Genomic DNA, 18,436 nt, shown 5'->3' with positions numbered 1-18,436 from the left:
ATTTTTAAAAAGCGCCGATTAATCAGAATAACAATAACAGCGCTAAGATAGAAAATTAATGAGTGTTTTTCTTTAATTCTGCCAGGCAAGATTCAACAATGCTCACCATATTCTGCTCAACTTCTGGCGGAGTATAACCATTATCCTTTAATTGTTTATCTAATTGTATAAATTTATTCATACCATAATTTTTAACTATTTTATCAAACGCGCAATTACATACATCAGTGATAGTACTTATATTACCTTCAGTTCCTTTTGCAGAACTTATACAATACTTAACAAAATTATTCTTGTATGCTTCAATTTTAGACTTCTCATCAGAGCACGCTGAGACGAATAAAGCTTGAATCATAATTAAAACTACTAAAAATTTTTTCATAAAATAGTTAAAACTCCAATTTTATTTTAATGCCAGTACTATTTTTACAGATAATTAACAAATATTATTTTTTATTTTGCTTAAGTACATTTTAATCGCATGCTTTATAGTCAATACTTGATATTACATTAAGATTATCTTATATATGATAACTATTTTTTATCTTATTTACTACTAATTATAGCCTTAATTTTTCTTTTTAATAACATGATTTCATGAAGGATTCTAAGATAAGGATAAAATTCTGAATCCATGTCAATTTGTATTAAATAACAAATGAGCATTAAATCGTTTTTTATTTAAATATAGCTAATGTTTTTATTAAAATTACATTATACCAATTAACAACTATATAATATAAAACATAATAAAAATTGAACTTATTATTATCTATAAAACTCATCCTGTTATATGCAGGATGAGTCAAAATATTGATATAGCCAATCAAATAAATTATCTTACAATTAAGTAATTCATAACTTATCATTTTTAATAATAATCAAATAATCGTTACATTATTAGCCGCAGAACCCTTACTGCCTTCTTGAATATCAAATTCAACCCTCTGACCTACTGTCAATGTTTTAAAACCATTAACATCAATAGCAGTATAATGAACAAACACATCTTTACCACCACTTTCAGGTGTAATAAAACCAAAACCTTTTGTTTCATTAAACCACTTTACTGTACCAGTGATCTTTGTCATTTTTTTTCCTTTAATACCATAAATTGATTTTTAAATAACACAACAGATATTAAACAATATATTATTACTGCTTATATATGTGCTATTACATACTTTATTTACAATAGCAAATTATTTTATATCTTAGAGCTATGAGTCACTTTAAATAACTTAACAGTGGAAAATCTTTTTCTCTATTTTCTATCAAGAAAATAAAAGAAATACAATAAAAAATACGCATGTAGTCTTATCTATTTCAATTAGCAATTCAATAATTTTAATTATTTATACATTATGCATTCTAAAATTGAAATGTTTAAGTTGCATTCATAAACTTGTTATATAAGCCTATAATAATTAATTCTATTGTTAATATTAAGCAAATTACTTTACTATTTTCATTTTTCTTTTATTATTAGTTATAATACTAAATGCAAAACTTTAATTATATTAAACCAATTCTACATTTCTAACTATATTGGAGGGATATGAATATTTGTCACATAATAACTGAATTTTGGACTCTAGAATGAATCTAAAACGATTTATTAATATTGTTTCAGTTGGTATATTAGTTTCCTGCTGCATATTTCCAACTTACACAATAGCGACATTTAATTCATCTAACCCTATTGATACAAGAAATAATTATGCTTTCTCATTAGTACAAAGATTTACTTATAATATTAATAAGACATGGAATTCTCATCATTATGAAATTTATTTACCTTTTTTAATTTGGCATAATCGGTTAACTTATGATAATAAAAAAATTTCCGACTATAATGAAACTCCTTGGGGATTAGGTATAGGTAAATACCGCTTTGATCAAAATGGTAATTGGCATTCTATTTATGCTATGGCTTTTGCTGATTCTCATAATAATGTGCAGCCCATAGTTGGATATGGATTTCAAAAAGTTTGGCGACCAATTAATATTGATGAATTTCTTATTGGAGCAGGTTTTACGCTAAGTATAACCGCCAGAAATGAACTGTGGTATCTCCCCCTGCCATTACCACTTCCAATTGCTTCTATTGAATATAAGCAATTATCAATCCAAGCAACATATGTCCCTGGTACATACAATAACGGTAATGTGCTTTTTGCTTGGGTACGTTGGCAATGGAATTAAACTCTTTAATTTTTATACTAATACCCTGGTATAATCCAGGGCTGTCGGTTACTATTTTACCAATTAGATTTATTTTTTTTTCTTATTTTTGTGAATAAAAATCCTATCCATAAAAACATAATCCAAAATGGCATAAGAATGACTGAAATACGAATTCCATCCGTCATTAAAATGATAATTAAAATAAGAAATAAAAAAACTAAACAGAGATAATTACCAAATGGATACCATAATGCTTTAAATTTAGGTTCAACACCTTCTTTTATTTTTACCGCTCTAAATTTTAAATTAGAAATACAAATCATAACCCAGTTAATTACTAAGGTTGTCACAACTAACGACATTAGTAATTCTAGCGCTTTACCATCTAATAAATAGTTGATTAAAATACCACCCGAGGTTGCTAACGCTGAAATAGCAATCGATACTATAGGAACACCACGCTTAGTTACTGTATTTAAAAAATGTGGAGCGTTACCTTGCTTTGCTAAACCATAAAGCATACGACTATTACTATATACTCCACTGTTATAAACGGATAATGCCGCGATTAAAACAACAATATTCAACGAATTAGAAACAAATTTATCGCCAATATCATGAAAAATAAGTACAAACGGGCTTTCGCCACTAACAACATTTATCCAAGGATACAGTGAGAGCAATATAAATAAAGAACCAATATAAAAGATTAAAATACGATAAACAACTTGATTAGTCGCTTTAGGAATACTATGTGTCGGATTTTCCGCCTCCGCAGCTGTTATGCCAACCAGCTCTAATCCACCAAAAGAAAACATAATAACTGCCATCGCCATTACCAATCCAGTAACGCCATTCGGAAAGAATCCCCCATATTGCCAAAGATTTGCTACCGATGCTTGTGGGCCACCTTTTCCACTAATTAGCAGATAGCAACCGAAAATAATCATTGCAATAATTGCTAATACCTTAATTATTGCAAACCAAAATTCTGTTTCACCATATAAACGTACATTCGTAAGATTGATTAGATTGATCACAACAAAAAAGAATGCAGCTGAAATCCAGGTTGGTATATCCCACCAATATTGAACATAAATACCTGCGGCAGTCAGTTCAGCCATACCAACCAAAATAAACATTGCCCAATAGTTCCAGCCAGATAAAAAACCAGCAAAAGAGCCCCAATATTTATAAGCAAAGTGACTAAAAGAACCAGCAACAGGTTCTTCAACAATCATCTCTCCTAATTGACGCATAATCAGGAAAGCAATAAATCCACCTATTGCATAACCTAATAAAACAGATGGCCCTGCCATATTTATGGTTTGTGCAATTCCTAAAAAAAGTCCTGTTCCAACAGCACCACCTAGTGCTATCAATTGAATATGTCTATTTTTCAACCCGCGCTTAAGCGTTTGCCCAACTTGTTCCGCCATAATTAAACCTTCATTTTATTCTAATTTCCTAATATTTTTATCAATGCAAACCTTAACTAAAAGCGCATGTCAAAACTATTAATTAAAACATTAATTTCTATTTAAGCCTATATTAAATTAATTAAATCAGATTAAAACCCTATTAATTTTAGTTAAAATGGCAAATAACCGGTTACTTTACAGATGCCAATAGTAAAATTTCCACCATTCTGATCTTGGTCACAATAACTGTCTAATGCAACTAAATATAAAAATAAGCAGAGTAAAACGATGATTATCGCAATTACTATTTTTTTTATTTTCAATATCTAACCCTTTTCATATTTTTAATAACACATGGGATAAAAATAATTAATATGTTACTAGATATAAAAAATCAAGTCATTTACTGAAATAACCATAGTACCATTGCTTAAATCAATAAAGTCTTTTTATTAATTTATTGTCCATACTGTTTATCAGTAAACTACCCTTGTTGAAAATAATCATTATAGATAAAAAATGGTTTAAACACTCATTTATAGAGAGATATACTGATCTTTTTGAAGAGAAACATGAATTATCTATAAATTATTTAAACATCCAGCTATCGAACTTTGTCATCCCTAAAAAAAGTTGTGTATACTTCTTTAACCTATAACTAGTATGATATCACAATGCTACAAGATACCCACTTAGCACTTGTTTGCGAATTAAGTAAATGGATCGAAGAACACATAGGGAGAATAATCTACCTGGAAGAGCTTGCCGCCTACTCAGGTTATTCTCTTTGGCATATGCAAAAAATTTTTAAAGAGATCACAGGAATTTCACTTGGTAAATATATTCGGCAACGTCGACTAGCTAAAGCGGTTAATCTTCTGAGAAATAGTTCTAAAGCCATTTTTGATATTGCGTTAGATTTTGGCTTTGGCTCACAATCACATTTCACCTATATGTTTCGTAAAGAATTTGGTATTACACCTTACGATTTTCGGCAAAATCCCAATATCAAATTAGAAATCAAGGAGCCGCTACATTTCATTTACCAACATTCATCAAATATTTAACCGCAAGGAAATGATATGTTAATCAAACTAGTGATAACTAACTAACACTGTGATCAATAATCCATTAAAAATTAATGGTTATTATAGATGCTAAGATAAGATGACATAAATCTACAGCGACTTTATTTTAATTTAGCATCTTTTATTAATATTCAATATGATCTTACTGTTAAGTGAAAATAATTACTATACTCTTAAAATCATATGATATAAATAATATACATTTTACCCAACAAAAATGAATATTTCTTTGAATAACTAAAATTAGTAATTAACTAAAATAAAATCAAAATAAGTCAGCACAAAATATTTTCTTACTAAAGACAATACTATTATATTTAAACTAATTAATAATATATAAAAGAAATTTAACAATGTAATATTTAATTATTGCTTCTCAATTAAAGAAAATAAAAAAATTATAACAAATTATAATTAAATATAAATTTTATTCATTTTAATTATCACAATTTAAATAATTTTATCTATTCAGTCTAAACAGAAAACTATATTTTATCCAATGTGTTGATATATCTAGTTTTAGAAGTGAGCACACTTAACCATTCAATAAACTTCAGGAGACAATATGCCTAATAATTTTATCCAGAATAATGGGGAAACATTAGATAATATTCAGCCTGCTCATGGTAGGATTATAACACCCGCTTCACGCGGACACTTTGCTTCGATAAATGGCTGGTGGGGATTAGGCTGGGAAACTAATGAGTTAGAAGGAGGAAAAAATTTTCCACAAACTAAAAGTGGACCTTGTATACGTGAGCCATCAGACGTCGCGAGTAGTACACCACCAAAAGATGGATTAATCGTCAGTGGTGGAAGAACAGGAGAAAGAGCTTACTTAAATTCCACAGATAATGAATTAATTGCAGAAGGAAAGATAGCTTGGCCTAAGCATCTAGTTCCTAAAAACGGTTTACAGCACTTTACATGGGAATATACACAACAACATAAAACACGTGGTTATGTAGCCTACATTACTAAGAATGGCTGGGACACTACCACACGATTAACTCGTAACCATTTTGAAATGACACCTTTTTTCGAAGATATTTCCCCTGATGTCCCATTCTGGTCATATGACTTACCAGTAAAATACGAACATGATATTCAATTACCCGTAGATAGAAAAAAAGGCCATCATGTTGTTGTACTACTATGGATTATTGCTGATACTGGTATGGCGTTTTATCAAACCTTTGATTTTGATTTCGATAAAAAAATCTAACTAACATTATAAAAAATAACTAAAATACAAAGCTAAATTATCTAACTTTTGATAGATAATAGTTTATAAAAAATACGCTCTTTTATTTTATTAAATTACAGTAAAATATTATTCCATTATAATTTTGTTACAAATATATGTACTAATAACAAATAAATAAAAATTTAGATGAATATAGTAATAAAAACCTTCTTATACGAAGGTTTTTATTATATTAGCTAACTATTAGCCCCTCGTTCATTCCATTGTTTTAAATTGTTCTTTTCCCAAATACCATCCTCTACCTGCTTTTTTATATCAGGATAAGCATCTATATCAAAGGTAGGTAATTTGCCCGCTTTACGTTGTTGGTTGTAATCTTTGGTAAGTTTAAACGCGATACCAGAAAGCATTAATATTGCAATTAGATTTGTTAACGCCATCAAGCCCATCGAAACATCAGCTAATTTCCAAACTAAGGGCATTTCTGCTATTGAGCCAAAAATAACCATTCCTAAAGTAGCAAGTCTAAGAATATATAATCCGGCCGTATGGTTATTTTCTAAAAAAACCATATTACTTTCTGCATAAGCATAATTTGCAATAATTGAAGTAAAAGCAAAGAAAAAAATAGCTATGGCAATGAAAATTGCGCCCCAATCACCAACAGCTGAAGAAAGAGCTCGCTGGGTTAATTCAATTCCACTAATAGTGGCCTCAGCATTATCTAATGCCCCCGAAGAAATAATGATAATTGCCGTTGCGCTACAAATCACTAAAGTATCCATAAAAACACCTAGCATCTGTACATATCCTTGCGATGCCGGATGTGGCGGGTATGGTGAAGCTGCTGCCGCAGCATTTGGCGCTGACCCCATGCCTGCCTCATTGGAAAATAGTCCACGCTGTATTCCTTGCGTCATAGCCTGAGCAACACCATAACCTACTACGCCGCCAACAGCCTCTTGCAAACCAAAAGCATGTTTGATAATCAACAGAAAAACATCTGGCAAACGTTCAATATTATTGCTCATCACCCAAAATGCCAATATCAAATAAGCGATTGCCATTATAGGAACAACGAGTTCTGCCACCCGAGCAATTGAACGTAGTCCACCAAAAATAATAATGCCACAAATTATTGCAAGCGCAATTCCTACGTAAAGAGGATTAAAGCCAAAGGCGACGGCTGTTGCTTGAGCAATTGAATTAGCTTGAACAGAATTGAATACTAAACCAAAAGCGATGATAAGAAAGATAGAAAAAAGGACTCCCATCCAACGCATTTTAAGGCCTTTTTCCATATAGTAAGCGGGGCCACCACGATAATTTCCTTGATCATCTTTTGTTTTGTATAATTGTGCCAATGTACTTTCGGCAAAAGAGGTAGCCATACCAATTAGAGCAACAAGCCACATCCAAAAAATGGCACCAGGCCCTCCTGCAGTTAATGCAATGGCAACACCCGTAAGATTTCCAGTTCCAACTCTAGCTGCTAGACTTGTGCACAAAGCTTGAAAAGAAGATATACCTGAACTATCTGATTTATTACTATTTTTCAGTATAGTAAACATATGCCCAAAATGGCGGAATTGAATAAGACCAGTGCCTAACGTAAAATAGATACCTACTCCAAGTAATAAATAGATTAATACACCACTCCAGAGAATATTATTAAAATTGTCTATCAGTTCCGTCAAAACATTTCCCCTTATCTGTACTAATAAAAACTGTCCAAAAAATCAAATACACTAATAAATAATACTAAACCTTTATTAAAAATGACCCTTTTATTTGTATAAATTTCACTCTTTTATTGAAAAGTAATAACATTACTAAGCAGTAAAACTGCCTTAAAATGTAACATAAACATCCTCTTTAGGTAACCTTTTTATTTTAAAAGTGAGAATTATGATTAGCTACAAACCGACAATATAACCAAAGGTAAACAAAGATATTTGTCAATTTGCAGAGTTTAAATGTATATAATCAATTATATCATTATCAGGTAAATCATAGCGATATTAGACATCAATAAGCAAATTGTCTTCATATTTTTATAGATAGTAGTAGATATATTTAATATTAATTCTATAACTGTAGTAATTATTCATATTAAATTTCACCAAATAAAAATAACATACAATAATCAACTAATTAATTATAATTACTAATGTAATTTAATATATCAGCCAAACTAAATATAATATTTAACTATAACCTAAATCTCATTTTTCGCAACTTATTCATTAAGTTTATTTTGATACTTTTATTTGCTGGTATTATTTTTATATTTAGCGGTAATGAAATCAACAATTACTTATTTTATATTTTAAAATTTATTATAATAACTTTATTTAATTACACTATTAATACGTTTTTTTAATATAAAAGCAGTTGCCTGTTTATTATTTCATTAATCAATTATTTAATATATTATTTATCTAACATTAATTTATTACTAGTAATAAATTCCCTAAAATATCAAAAAAACATGCCATTCTTTTGATAAATTTTTTATAAAATATTTTTAACTACAATAATTAAAATGTTTTGCAAGAATTTAATTTAGTAACACCACCGCAACTTGATCTTACTTTAATAATAGTTACAAGCCGCATTTCATTACTAAAACAGCCAGTTAATCAAACTAAAAGTGTGCCCATGCTCCTTAAGGCTGCCAATTTTTGGCTAAAACGAAAAACATTAAATGAAAGTTCAACAAAATGAAATAACCTACCTTTTATGTAAAATACCACTTTTTATCTTGTCGCTATCTGACTAAAATTATTGAGCCAAATAATGGCATTTAACTTTCATGTTAGCGAGGTATTTCTATCGAAATGCATTAACCAAAAATAAGGAGAATATTATGTTTTTGTTAATTCTCGGCCTGATTTGCGCATCTGGTATTTTCGCCGCAATGATGAGCCCAAAATGGGATGATTAAATGAATACTGAAGAGTATCCACCGAGTAAAACGCCCCTTTATTAGATTATAATCTGAAAAGGGGCGTTATTTTTATATCTAAAAATCAAATTTAAAATATTTTATAAAATCCTCAATCCGTAAAAACCTAATTTTATCTAAATTAAATTCTACTTATTTCAATATTCATAACGAAAAATCAACAGCAAATCGAAAGCAAATTTTGCTAATAATATTATTTTTTATGAGGCGTAAATCGAGGTTTTAATGGCATTCTTTCAGCTATCCTGGCCTTATTAATCATGATATCTACCTCAGTAACTTGATAATTGTTCCATAACTGAGAATAGTTTTTTACTTCGGCTGGCCATTTATTAGTAACAGCAAATCCTCGATCAAGACACTCCTGATGTAGTGATGTATATCGCAAATATAAAAATAACAATTTATCTCTAAAAAATAGAACATGTCCTTTGCCCAAGGTATAAGCAGTTAACGTCGACAACGCAACATGCCCTTCTTTTTTAACAATATAGTTTGGTATCCGAGTTAATTCTCTATGTTCTGCCAAAAAGTGTTGATCGCATAATTCATTAGGCGGGATTACATTTATTCTCGTCATAATTAGCTAATAACCAAATTTTTATGTTAAAAGTCTTATTATATCTCTATTTGCTATATTAAAATAATTTTATCCATTACTGAATTTATATTAAAAACAACTTTATCCTATATTGTTATTGCTAATCCATTTTATGGATTAACTAAAACCACTATGGTCAATTATCTTACACTAGTTACAATAAAATTAGCGTAATTTTTTATAAACCAACAACATTATCATATTTTAATCATTGCATACTTATAATCCGGTTTAAATTAGCTATATGTTAAGTATTTTGACAATGATATAGAGTAAAAAACAATACAAAACTCTAATAAAAAACCTTAGAAATAACTTGGTAAGTATTTTACAAAAAACATTGAAATATCTGCTTGTTGAATTAAGATTGCCGCTTTATATATGCTAACACTAACGATGAAAATTTTATTTAACACCTTGTCTATTATATCTGTTTTAACAGCTTACTTTGTTAATATTTGCCATGCCTTTACTTCACCAACTGCTATCTATGCTTGTGAGAAAATCGTCGTGTCAGTCGAAGATGAGAGACGTCATTGTTTAACCCATGATGTTAATGGCAAAGCTTACAACATTATATTAAAGGATTAACTTAACTACTAAAGAACTATCAATTTGCTCTTTTTTTGCTGCCATCCATTGGCAGCTATACTTTATTAATTATAATTAGTCATGGCAGAAAAAATAAGCATCTCCATTTCAATGATGTGAAGCGGATTAAATTTATAAAACCGATCAAACGTTAAATTAATGTTAAAAATAAACTATACTTGATAATGATTATTATTTTCGAGGGTATAAACCATGCAGTCATTATCAAAAATATCTACTATTATCACAATACTGATCGGACTTAATTCTACGATTACCATGGCTAAAGATAAGTCACAAAATAATCCAGAACCACACACCAATGAGGATATTGTAAACTCAGTTCTGCAAAGCGGTTCAAATATCGCCAACAAAACAGTAAGAACAACTTATAATACAGTTGAAAAAGCAAATACTGCTGCCAATTAGTTGAGTCAATCCGTCGTCAATAATAGCACCCAGCTTATCGACAATATTGCTAACTCTGGTTTAAATGCCAATCAACAAACGACCAATAGCGCTTTGAGTTTAGCCAACGACACTATACAAAAAGGGTTAGAAATGGCAGCCGATCTCACCAATAGAACACTTGACATGGTAGAGGCTACTTCCAATAATAGTTTTAAATCTGTCGACGATATTTTTCATCAAGTAACATCATACTCTACAAAAATTTCAAAAGGAAAACCTGGAAATGCCCCTAATCCTGAAAATTTAGATTTGGCCATCAAAGCGATTGACATGGGGATGAATACTGCCGATAAAGCGATAGATAAGACGCTAGCACTAGTGGGTAAAACTGCTAATGATAGCTTCGATATAACTCACCTTATTCTCGACACAAGCTTTAACGCAGCGGAAACAGCGCTTAATGAGACTTTTGATTCAAACAAGGCTATTTCTCAAATAACAATAGAGGCAGTTAAAGATACCGCTAACAATGGCTTAAATATGGCTGCTAACACCGCGCATGCCAGTTCAGAGCTTGTTAATTCAACGACTAATCAAGGTCTTAATCTGGCAAATTCTACTACTAACCGCTCTCTTACGATTGCAGATCCAACCAATGATAATAAAGCTCTTAATAACAATAGGGTAGGTACAGCCAACGCCGCTGATAATAGTAATATTGATAATATCACAGAAGATGAAATTGCCACTACATACCAAGGATAGTCGTTGTTAGTAACCACTATTTATCACTTCATGAAAAATGCATATCCTATCTCTCTTTTATTTAGCTGATGAAAGAGAGAGATATTAATAATATAACTATTTTAAATTACAATTCAATTAGTTAGTTAACTAATTTTATGATAAATAACCGCTTTTTATTAACCATAAAAAGTATTAGCCAACATATCTTACAAAGTTATCTTTTCTGTCCATTAATTACATTATTTCAACCACTGCCATGATTAAACAGCCAGGCTGACATTTGAATAACACCTTAAAATGTTAAATAATTGTTATAATCGGCTATACTTAATAACAATTAATATATTAGGAGATAAGCTATGAAATTATTATATAAAGTATCCATTGTTATTATCTTATCTATCTGTCATTTTGTGCCAGCAATAGCTGACAAAATACAGCCCCCTTTCCCGACTAGAATTACAGATATTCCAAAGCACAACAAAAGACATTACCATAGGTGTGAAGATATAAAAGCGATGACGCAAGAAATTTGGCTCAAGCTAGAATCATGCTACAGGAAAATCTCAACTATACTAAAGTTGTAGCTACCGAAAATTTAAATTTCGCTGATTCTACTATCGATAAAGCTTTTAATTTTGCATATACTGCTATTCATAACAATACAGTAAAAAATGATTTAGAGTCGCTAAAATCCAGCCTGGAACTTTCTAATACTATAACCAATAAAGCCTTAGAAACGGTAATGACTAACATTGATAAAAGTTCAACTATTGCACAAACTGGCATCACAGAGTCTTTTAAGGCAACCAATGTAGCAACCAGAAAAAGTCTTGATACTTATGTCTCAACAACTTTCCATAATGGCGTAAATTACATGGATCAAACTGGTAGACGTAACACTAGCATTAAACCCAACAGCCATAACTCAGGCAGTTCTGTTCATAATAGTAATAGCAATATAGAAAATCATGAAGAAGAACTCGCTAATTTAAATAGAGATTATCCTTAATATAAAGTGATGATCGTGCCAGTTTGGTAGCAAAAAGTAATAATTCAAAAAACCAGCCGATATGGCTGGTTAGCAAAATAAGGTAAAAACCTAATAATTAAATATAAAATCATACGGTTATCGCGAATGATTAACATAGCGTAAATTTTACCGAGTATTGTATGGAAGAATAATAATTTACTGGCGAATACAGTATAGTAAACTGTATTTTTTAAATAAAATCTTAACATTAAGTTTCAAATAAAAATATTAACATCCTCTGTGTATTAAAAACTCAAATTAAAAAAAAACACTACTTTATCACCTCATTTTAATATTCTAAAACCATTAATATCCATAAAAAATGTTTTTTCAAACAGATAGATTAATGTGACAAAATACCGACTAAGACTAAAAAGTAATAAAAGGATATAATGACTTCTTCTTATTGCTGTTAACTAAACTACCAATAAGCATTGGTTTAACCAATATTTTTTAAACTCGCAAAATTAAGATAATATTTGCTGCAGTAAGCATTTCACTACCAGTTACTTTGGGTTGTCATACTTAAAGATAAAAACCATCAAAATTGCATGATAGTTTTTATAAAGTAAATATTAATAAATTATTAAGGAAAATATTTTGCTACTAATGCATAAAGAATAGCCACAGTTTCAACGTCTACTTTACCATCATAATTTGATTGGCGAAAATGTAACTGAAAAGCTCTGATCAATTTTGTATAGTCATTATTATTGGCAACTCGAGATACATCATAGCCATAGCGCTTTAATTTGGTGACAATCTCCATTTTTTCTGGCATTTTATTTTTAAATTGCGCCATATACTGCTGCTTTATTTCATCTTCATACCAGGCTCCAATCCCGGCGTCATAAAGTTTTTTCCATGGAAAAACAGCGCCCGGATCACTTTTACGTCCAGGGGCAATATCTGAATGTGCAACAATATTGGTTGGTGACATATCCGGATAACGTTGAATAATATTTAATGCTAATTCTTTTACTGCATCGATTTGTTTGTCATTAAACGGCGGAAAAATCATTTTTCCATTAGCATAACCCGCTTCATTAACGATTTCGATCCCTATCGCGGTATCATTTAAATTTGAGCGTCCAGCCCATAAGCTGACACCCGCATGCCATGCACGTTCATTTTCATCCACCAAATTAAAAATTCTAACATCTTTAAAACCAGCAGCCTGATATGTTTTGTCAGTTGGATCAGGCACTAAATAATGCGCACTAACACTATTACCGGTTAATGCCGTAATTGAAGCTTGAAAGTTTAAAGCAGTATAATGCATAACAAGAAAACGAGTCCTACGGTTAAAACTTTTGACTGAACGATATGAATTATAATCGATTAAGTACATGTTTTTTTCCTCTTGGCCGCTTAATTATTATCGACAATAAATGAAACGATTATTTAACTCCTTATTTAAAATGTAACAATTAATTTCAAGGCAATATTAATCACCAACAATAAAATTATTATTTAAAAAAGAATAACAAATTTATTTTTGTTTATAAATTTCCTGCACTCTAGCCCGCAATCCCAAAAATTGGGCTTCTAATGTTTCCAATTGACGTCTGAGACGAAGATAATTTCGTCCAGCGTCTGGCGCCAATTCAGTGGGTCTGATAGCATCCAAGCCGGTGGTGGGGGTGGCAATTCCATGGTTTTCGGGACATACGGCTTTGACGAGCAAGCGCTTATGGTTATCACGCAAATCACTACTAAGCTGACGTATTGCCATTTTCGCATTATTAAGTTCCTGAGTTCGTTTAATATCAATTTGTTGCAACGATTTTATTTCGTATAAATAATTGTCTTTAAGTTCTGTTTGTTGTTGTAATTCATCTTTGAGTTGTTGGTATTGGTACTTTAGGTGATTGTAATCGTTATAAATGACGGCAAATATTGCGGATATTAATGTTACAATAATTATTATGATAGAATTTAATTTCATAATAAAAAACGCTTCTTCAAACGTTTCCTCATATATTAATTCTCCTATTCCTTAACAATAAAAGCGGTTTCTATTATTGAACTTATCAATTAATAAACCGTTTACCATTAATGAAAATACGAATTTAGATTATGTTTAAAAGCAATCTAACTGTCGCTAATTTGTAATAAAAAATCAAAATAAAAAAGATAACAATTGATTATTTTTCTTTTTACAAAATTAAATTTAATTAAAATTAATAATATTTAATTTATTTTTTATAACATTGAATATGTTTAATATAATGGCCGTTGCTTAATACAGATAAAACTTCCCGCTTGTTTGCAATATTAAATACTGTTATTACATAAAATTATTTTGCCATATCACATAGTCACTACTGGCAGGTTTGGCAATAATTTCACTATTTTGCAAACGGTTATAAACAAATACTAATGAAGAGTTGGCACTAAAATCACTAAAATCAATTCCACCACCATGTTGAGTCAACAAGGTAATATCCCAATGTTTTTCACTATCGCCAGACAGTTGCAGATAAATTGACTCTAACACACAAGCACGTAACGAAAATCGATTCGCCGCTACTTTTAATAGTGCAGTATTTGCCATACCATTGAATTGACAACGCTCAAAACTTAATGGCGCACTACTAGCAAAACTATGCTCATTAAGACCATCAAACACGCTATCTATGATATTTACGGCACTCTTAACGCTAGATTGCACAATTGGTAGCGTTTCATTTTGCCAGCTAAAATGACAACCATTAATTAGGTTACGACGGACGGATCGCACCGAAGCCTGTGTTATGCGCAATTCACGATCAACTTTGCAGCCACGCATTTGTAAGCCATCTGCATTTACCCATAACATACCAGAACTAGGAATAGCCGCATCTGCGATAACAATAACATCTTCTAGTGTCAAATCACTGATCTTATATCGAGCCACAAACCAGGGACAAACATGTTGCCGGACATTAATCCGCTTAGCACAACCACCCCACTGGGCACCAGAGTTGGCAAATGTCATCAGCCCAGAGTTACCTGTATATGTAAGATCATGTTCATACTGACCATGTGTAACAAATGGGCCTTTTTCTGCACTTTGCCCCGTGGCATGACAATTTTCCACCATACAATAAGCGGAAGCAGTAAAATCATTTAAATGTCTAGCATTTGCAACATAGCAATCACTAACATGCCCATATAGACAGTAGATTTGTTGGGTTAAATAACCCGCTCCACCATAAGCCGTGTTGACAGGATTTTGCAACGAACATTGTTTTGTTATGTAATGGGTATTCCATCGACGCATTATTACTGGCCAAAAGCTACCAATAGCATGCACAGCAAAAACATTGCTATAAATTGCATATTCGAAAGCTATCGGATGACTACCGGTTTTTGCATCAATACCAGCACCGGTAAAATGAAAGTTACTAATGGTCACGTCTCGCACTGGTATGACTTTACGCCAACTGATAACACGCCCAGTATCAAGTTGCCAACCATTGGAATAATTGATTTGAATATGTTCATCATCAATAATCGCGATTACCTGTACCAATTTTTGCAATTCGCGCTCATCACTACCGGCTAAATGATTAACTTGCAGTGCGTACCAATCCTCAATCTTAAATTGTGTGGCATCAGCAACTGGAAAAATATCAGTCTGCTCATTCAATGTTTCAGTCAAGGTAAATTGTCTTTCTGCAGTGCTAATTTCTCCCTGAAAGAAGAATACTGCGGCAAAAGGATCATCTGCACCAACAATAGGAGCGATGCCTTGCGTCGAAATATGGTAATGATTAAAATTCAAACTAATACTTGAACGATTAAAATGATGACGGCGTTGAAATAATAGATTACTACCTGCTTCAATACGCATAATAGACAAATCATTGACCATAGCGTCGAGTGCATCATCAGCGGGTTTGCTATCATCCAGAATACCAAAGTGGTAAAAATGAGCCTGTCCTTTATGTTTTAATAACCAACGACCATCAGCACTAACGTTAGAAGCAATAACAGTACCACCATTGTCATCTCTTGCGCTAGCACTATCCCAAATATAATAACCGCCGCCACCATCGCCAGATTGGAAATAACCACAAACATATACCGTGCCGGTATATTCACTATTTTTTAATATTGCTATTGAATCAAAATGTTGCATATTAACCTCACTCCATAAGATTAAAATTATCCACAATTAAAATTAAATAGTTACAAATCCGTTACCTTGCATAATATTTTTGCCATAGTACTAACTGAGATAACTGGTATCTATTTCAGTTATCAATAATCAAAATTGCAGCGAAAGATAATCAGTAGAAGTTGCTAATAAAAGTAGAGCACAATTTATAATATGTGACGATGAAAAAATTTTGCTTTAGATGAAATTAATCTTAAAAAAGAAGAAAAATTCATCCATCGATAAATCATTTTTTTGTATAGATATATACCAATTTGAAAATTAATTAATTTATAAGAATATTATTTAAATTTCTCAATAATAAAGTCCCTCATATCCAACCACAATCAAAACAAATGACACAAACAATCAGAAATTACCATGTATTTATAACTAGCATAAATTAGTTGCCTGCTAACAAAAGCCTATCAATAATTAGAATCAAAAACTTTGCAAAAACAATTAAAATAATGAAACAGTAATCACTAAAGGAGCAGGATAGTCAACAAAAGATAAGCTGAGATTAAACGAAATCAAATAATCTCAGCGATAGATCCCGAAAAATGACTGAAACATACCACAACAATTATGAAGAAAATGGCAAACTATGGCCATTTAAGGGTTCAGTTTTGGAGAAGCGTTTTGCTAAAGTTTTGTAGAGAAAAAATAGCGCATAAATTAAACGGGAACCGTTAAGCTCCCGTTATCAATCAAGTAAAACAGACAATTACATATGGCTGATGATCGCATCGCCAAACTCACTGCATTTCAATAGCTTAGAACCAGGCATTAAGCGCTCAAAATCATAAGTCACGGTTTTGGCGGCAATCGCCCCTTGCATGCCTTTAATGATTAAGTCGGCCGCTTCTGTCCAGCCCATGTGGCGTAACAGTAGATAGGTAAAAACTCAATAAAATATTGATTTATATTATTATTTTATAATTTCTTATAGCCTAAGATGGCTAAAATAGATGACATATAACTAATTGAATATATACATTTATTTTATTTAGTTTTGATAACCACAAAATACCCATTGACGAAAGAAGAAATCATGAGCTATAGTTTGTGTGCATCTGCAAAATCAGATGTCGGGATTGACCTCTCGCTGTGATTATCGCGACATGCACACGCCGCGAGCGTGTTTTTTAATGTCGTAATCTAGCCACAATTCAATGGTGGGCTGGATAGGGCAGCTGAAAAGCTGGCCGTCTGATAATCGCGGTAAGGTCAACCCTGTTCAGTTCACCACCCAAGATTGACCTCAACGGTGGTGGTAAATTCAGATTATCAACGGAGGTCATATGACACTTCCAACATTAGCTATTACTCCATTTTATTTTGAAAACCATCAAGTACGTACAATTATTATCAATGGTGAACTTTGGTTCGTTGCTCAAGATGTCTGTACAACTCTACAAATTCAAAATGTCACTCAAGCGATTGAAAAATTAGATGATGATGAGAGGTCTATGTTCAACATAGGGCTTCGCCATAGAGAAATGTTTGATAATCGCGTACAAGAAATTAATATTATTTCCGAATCAGGCATGTACACTTTAGTACTCCGTTGCCGTGATGCAGTCAAACAAGGAACACTCCCTCATCGTTTCCGCAAATGGGTAACAAATGAAGTCCTTCCATCAATCCGCAAAACGGGTAAATATGAGCACCCAAAATACCAACCTGAAGCTCACGAAAAGTTCAGCAGCAAAGACACTCAAAATCTTGCTCGTATCATTGCCCTAATGACGCAGAACTTTCGTTTCAAACAAGCATGGAATAATGCTATCTGGTATGCATTGAGAGAAGTCACCGGCATTCCCTCACCCTATCCAATGGAAGTACTACTAGTCCCTTCTATCGCTACAGAGTGTGAGCGTATCTGGCACGTAACGGAAGAGCTTCAGGATAAAATAGCCGATGCAGAAAAAACAGCGATTAAACGCATTATTCGCAAACGTGAAAATGCCGACAAAGTTATTGCTGAGATAGAAACTTTGTTATCTCAGACTACACAGGATAACCAGCTAATGCT

General features: G+C 31.8%; 18 protein-coding genes and 1 pseudogene. 9 read left to right on the top strand and 10 right to left on the bottom strand.

Annotation, left to right across the window (positions count from 1 at the left end):
• Positions 1-55 precede the first annotated feature (55 nt).
• A complete protein-coding gene (locus H1X92_RS03455; RefSeq protein WP_180558872.1) occupies positions 56-382 on the bottom strand; it encodes a hypothetical protein in 327 nt (108 codons plus the stop codon).
• 499 nt (positions 383-881) lie between these two features.
• Positions 882-1,091, bottom strand: a complete 210-nt coding sequence (locus H1X92_RS03450; RefSeq protein WP_180558871.1) for a cold-shock protein — start codon at positions 1,089-1,091, stop codon at positions 882-884.
• A gap of 508 nt (positions 1,092-1,599) precedes the next feature.
• On the opposite strand from H1X92_RS03450, the gene pagP reads away from it, so the two are divergent.
• Entirely contained in the window at positions 1,600-2,205 is a 606-nt protein-coding gene (pagP, locus tag H1X92_RS03445; protein WP_180558870.1) for a lipid IV(A) palmitoyltransferase PagP, read from the top strand.
• A gap of 56 nt (positions 2,206-2,261) precedes the next feature.
• Here pagP and H1X92_RS03440 read toward each other — a convergent pair whose 3' ends face one another.
• Together H1X92_RS03440 and mgrB are read right to left on the bottom strand one after the other, a co-directional pair.
• Complete coding sequence (locus H1X92_RS03440; RefSeq protein WP_180558869.1) at positions 2,262-3,626, bottom strand: amino acid permease; 1,365 nt, start codon at positions 3,624-3,626, stop codon at positions 2,262-2,264.
• Between the two features lie 152 nt (positions 3,627-3,778).
• On the bottom strand, positions 3,779-3,931 hold the full coding sequence (gene mgrB, locus H1X92_RS03435) for a PhoP/PhoQ regulator MgrB (protein ID WP_180558868.1): 153 nt from the start codon (positions 3,929-3,931) through the stop codon (positions 3,779-3,781).
• A 351-nt stretch (positions 3,932-4,282) separates the two neighbouring features.
• Between mgrB and H1X92_RS03430 the strand changes: the two genes are divergently transcribed.
• Together H1X92_RS03430 and H1X92_RS03425 are read left to right on the top strand one after the other, a co-directional pair.
• Positions 4,283-4,675: a helix-turn-helix domain-containing protein gene (locus H1X92_RS03430; protein WP_180558867.1), complete on the top strand. Its 393-nt coding sequence runs from the start codon at positions 4,283-4,285 to the stop codon at positions 4,673-4,675.
• Between the two features lie 586 nt (positions 4,676-5,261).
• On the top strand, positions 5,262-5,921 hold the full coding sequence (locus H1X92_RS03425; RefSeq protein WP_180558866.1) for a lytic polysaccharide monooxygenase auxiliary activity family 9 protein: 660 nt from the start codon (positions 5,262-5,264) through the stop codon (positions 5,919-5,921).
• A gap of 218 nt (positions 5,922-6,139) precedes the next feature.
• Here H1X92_RS03425 and H1X92_RS03420 read toward each other — a convergent pair whose 3' ends face one another.
• Positions 6,140-7,600, bottom strand: coding sequence for an alanine/glycine:cation symporter family protein (locus H1X92_RS03420; protein ID WP_180558865.1), 1,461 nt, complete (start codon positions 7,598-7,600; stop codon positions 6,140-6,142).
• Positions 7,601-8,718: 1,118 nt separating this feature from the next.
• On the opposite strand from H1X92_RS03420, the gene mgtS reads away from it, so the two are divergent.
• Complete coding sequence (mgtS, locus tag H1X92_RS16185; protein WP_180558864.1) at positions 8,719-8,850, top strand: protein MgtS; 132 nt, start codon at positions 8,719-8,721, stop codon at positions 8,848-8,850.
• 214 nt (positions 8,851-9,064) lie between these two features.
• On the opposite strand, the gene H1X92_RS03410 is transcribed toward mgtS, so the two are convergent.
• Positions 9,065-9,451: a pyrimidine dimer DNA glycosylase/endonuclease V gene (locus H1X92_RS03410; RefSeq protein ID WP_180558863.1), complete on the bottom strand. Its 387-nt coding sequence runs from the start codon at positions 9,449-9,451 to the stop codon at positions 9,065-9,067.
• A gap of 402 nt (positions 9,452-9,853) precedes the next feature.
• Here H1X92_RS03410 and H1X92_RS03405 point away from each other — a divergent pair, with 402 nt between their 5' ends.
• From H1X92_RS03405 to H1X92_RS03390, 4 genes are all read left to right on the top strand, one after another.
• A complete protein-coding gene (locus tag H1X92_RS03405; RefSeq protein WP_180558862.1) occupies positions 9,854-10,063 on the top strand; it encodes a hypothetical protein in 210 nt (69 codons plus the stop codon).
• Between the two features lie 213 nt (positions 10,064-10,276).
• Positions 10,277-10,492, top strand: a complete 216-nt coding sequence (locus tag H1X92_RS03400) for a hypothetical protein (RefSeq protein ID WP_180558861.1) — start codon at positions 10,277-10,279, stop codon at positions 10,490-10,492.
• The gene (locus H1X92_RS03395) at positions 10,493-11,239 is read left to right on the top strand and encodes a hypothetical protein (RefSeq protein ID WP_180558860.1); all 747 of its coding nucleotides are present in this window, start codon (positions 10,493-10,495) and stop codon (positions 11,237-11,239) included.
• Between the two features lie 514 nt (positions 11,240-11,753).
• The gene (locus H1X92_RS03390; RefSeq protein WP_180558859.1) at positions 11,754-12,233 is read left to right on the top strand and encodes a hypothetical protein; all 480 of its coding nucleotides are present in this window, start codon (positions 11,754-11,756) and stop codon (positions 12,231-12,233) included.
• 607 nt (positions 12,234-12,840) lie between these two features.
• On the opposite strand, the gene H1X92_RS03385 is transcribed toward H1X92_RS03390, so the two are convergent.
• From H1X92_RS03385 to H1X92_RS03370, 4 genes and pseudogenes are all read right to left on the bottom strand, one after another.
• Entirely contained in the window at positions 12,841-13,605 is a 765-nt protein-coding gene (locus tag H1X92_RS03385) for an N-acetylmuramoyl-L-alanine amidase (RefSeq protein WP_180558858.1), read from the bottom strand.
• 141 nt (positions 13,606-13,746) lie between these two features.
• On the bottom strand, positions 13,747-14,202 hold the full coding sequence (locus H1X92_RS03380; RefSeq protein ID WP_180558857.1) for a lysis system i-spanin subunit Rz: 456 nt from the start codon (positions 14,200-14,202) through the stop codon (positions 13,747-13,749).
• A 342-nt stretch (positions 14,203-14,544) separates the two neighbouring features.
• Positions 14,545-16,380 carry a hypothetical protein gene (locus H1X92_RS03375; RefSeq protein WP_180558856.1) on the bottom strand — a complete coding sequence of 612 codons (1,836 nt, stop codon included), beginning with the start codon at positions 16,378-16,380 and terminating at the stop codon, positions 14,545-14,547.
• 745 nt (positions 16,381-17,125) lie between these two features.
• A pseudogene (locus tag H1X92_RS03370) lies at positions 17,126-17,293 on the bottom strand (isocitrate/isopropylmalate family dehydrogenase); the annotation flags it as partial.
• A 409-nt stretch (positions 17,294-17,702) separates the two neighbouring features.
• Here H1X92_RS03370 and H1X92_RS03365 point away from each other — a divergent pair.
• The coding region (locus H1X92_RS03365; protein ID WP_180558854.1) for a BRO-N domain-containing protein at positions 17,703-18,436 on the top strand (734 nt) is incomplete at its 3' end.

This window comes from Arsenophonus endosymbiont of Apis mellifera (genome assembly GCF_903968575.1).
GTDB classification, from domain to species: Bacteria; Pseudomonadota; Gammaproteobacteria; order Enterobacterales; family Enterobacteriaceae; genus Arsenophonus; species Arsenophonus apicola.
This window is presented reverse-complemented; position numbering and strand designations above follow the sequence as displayed.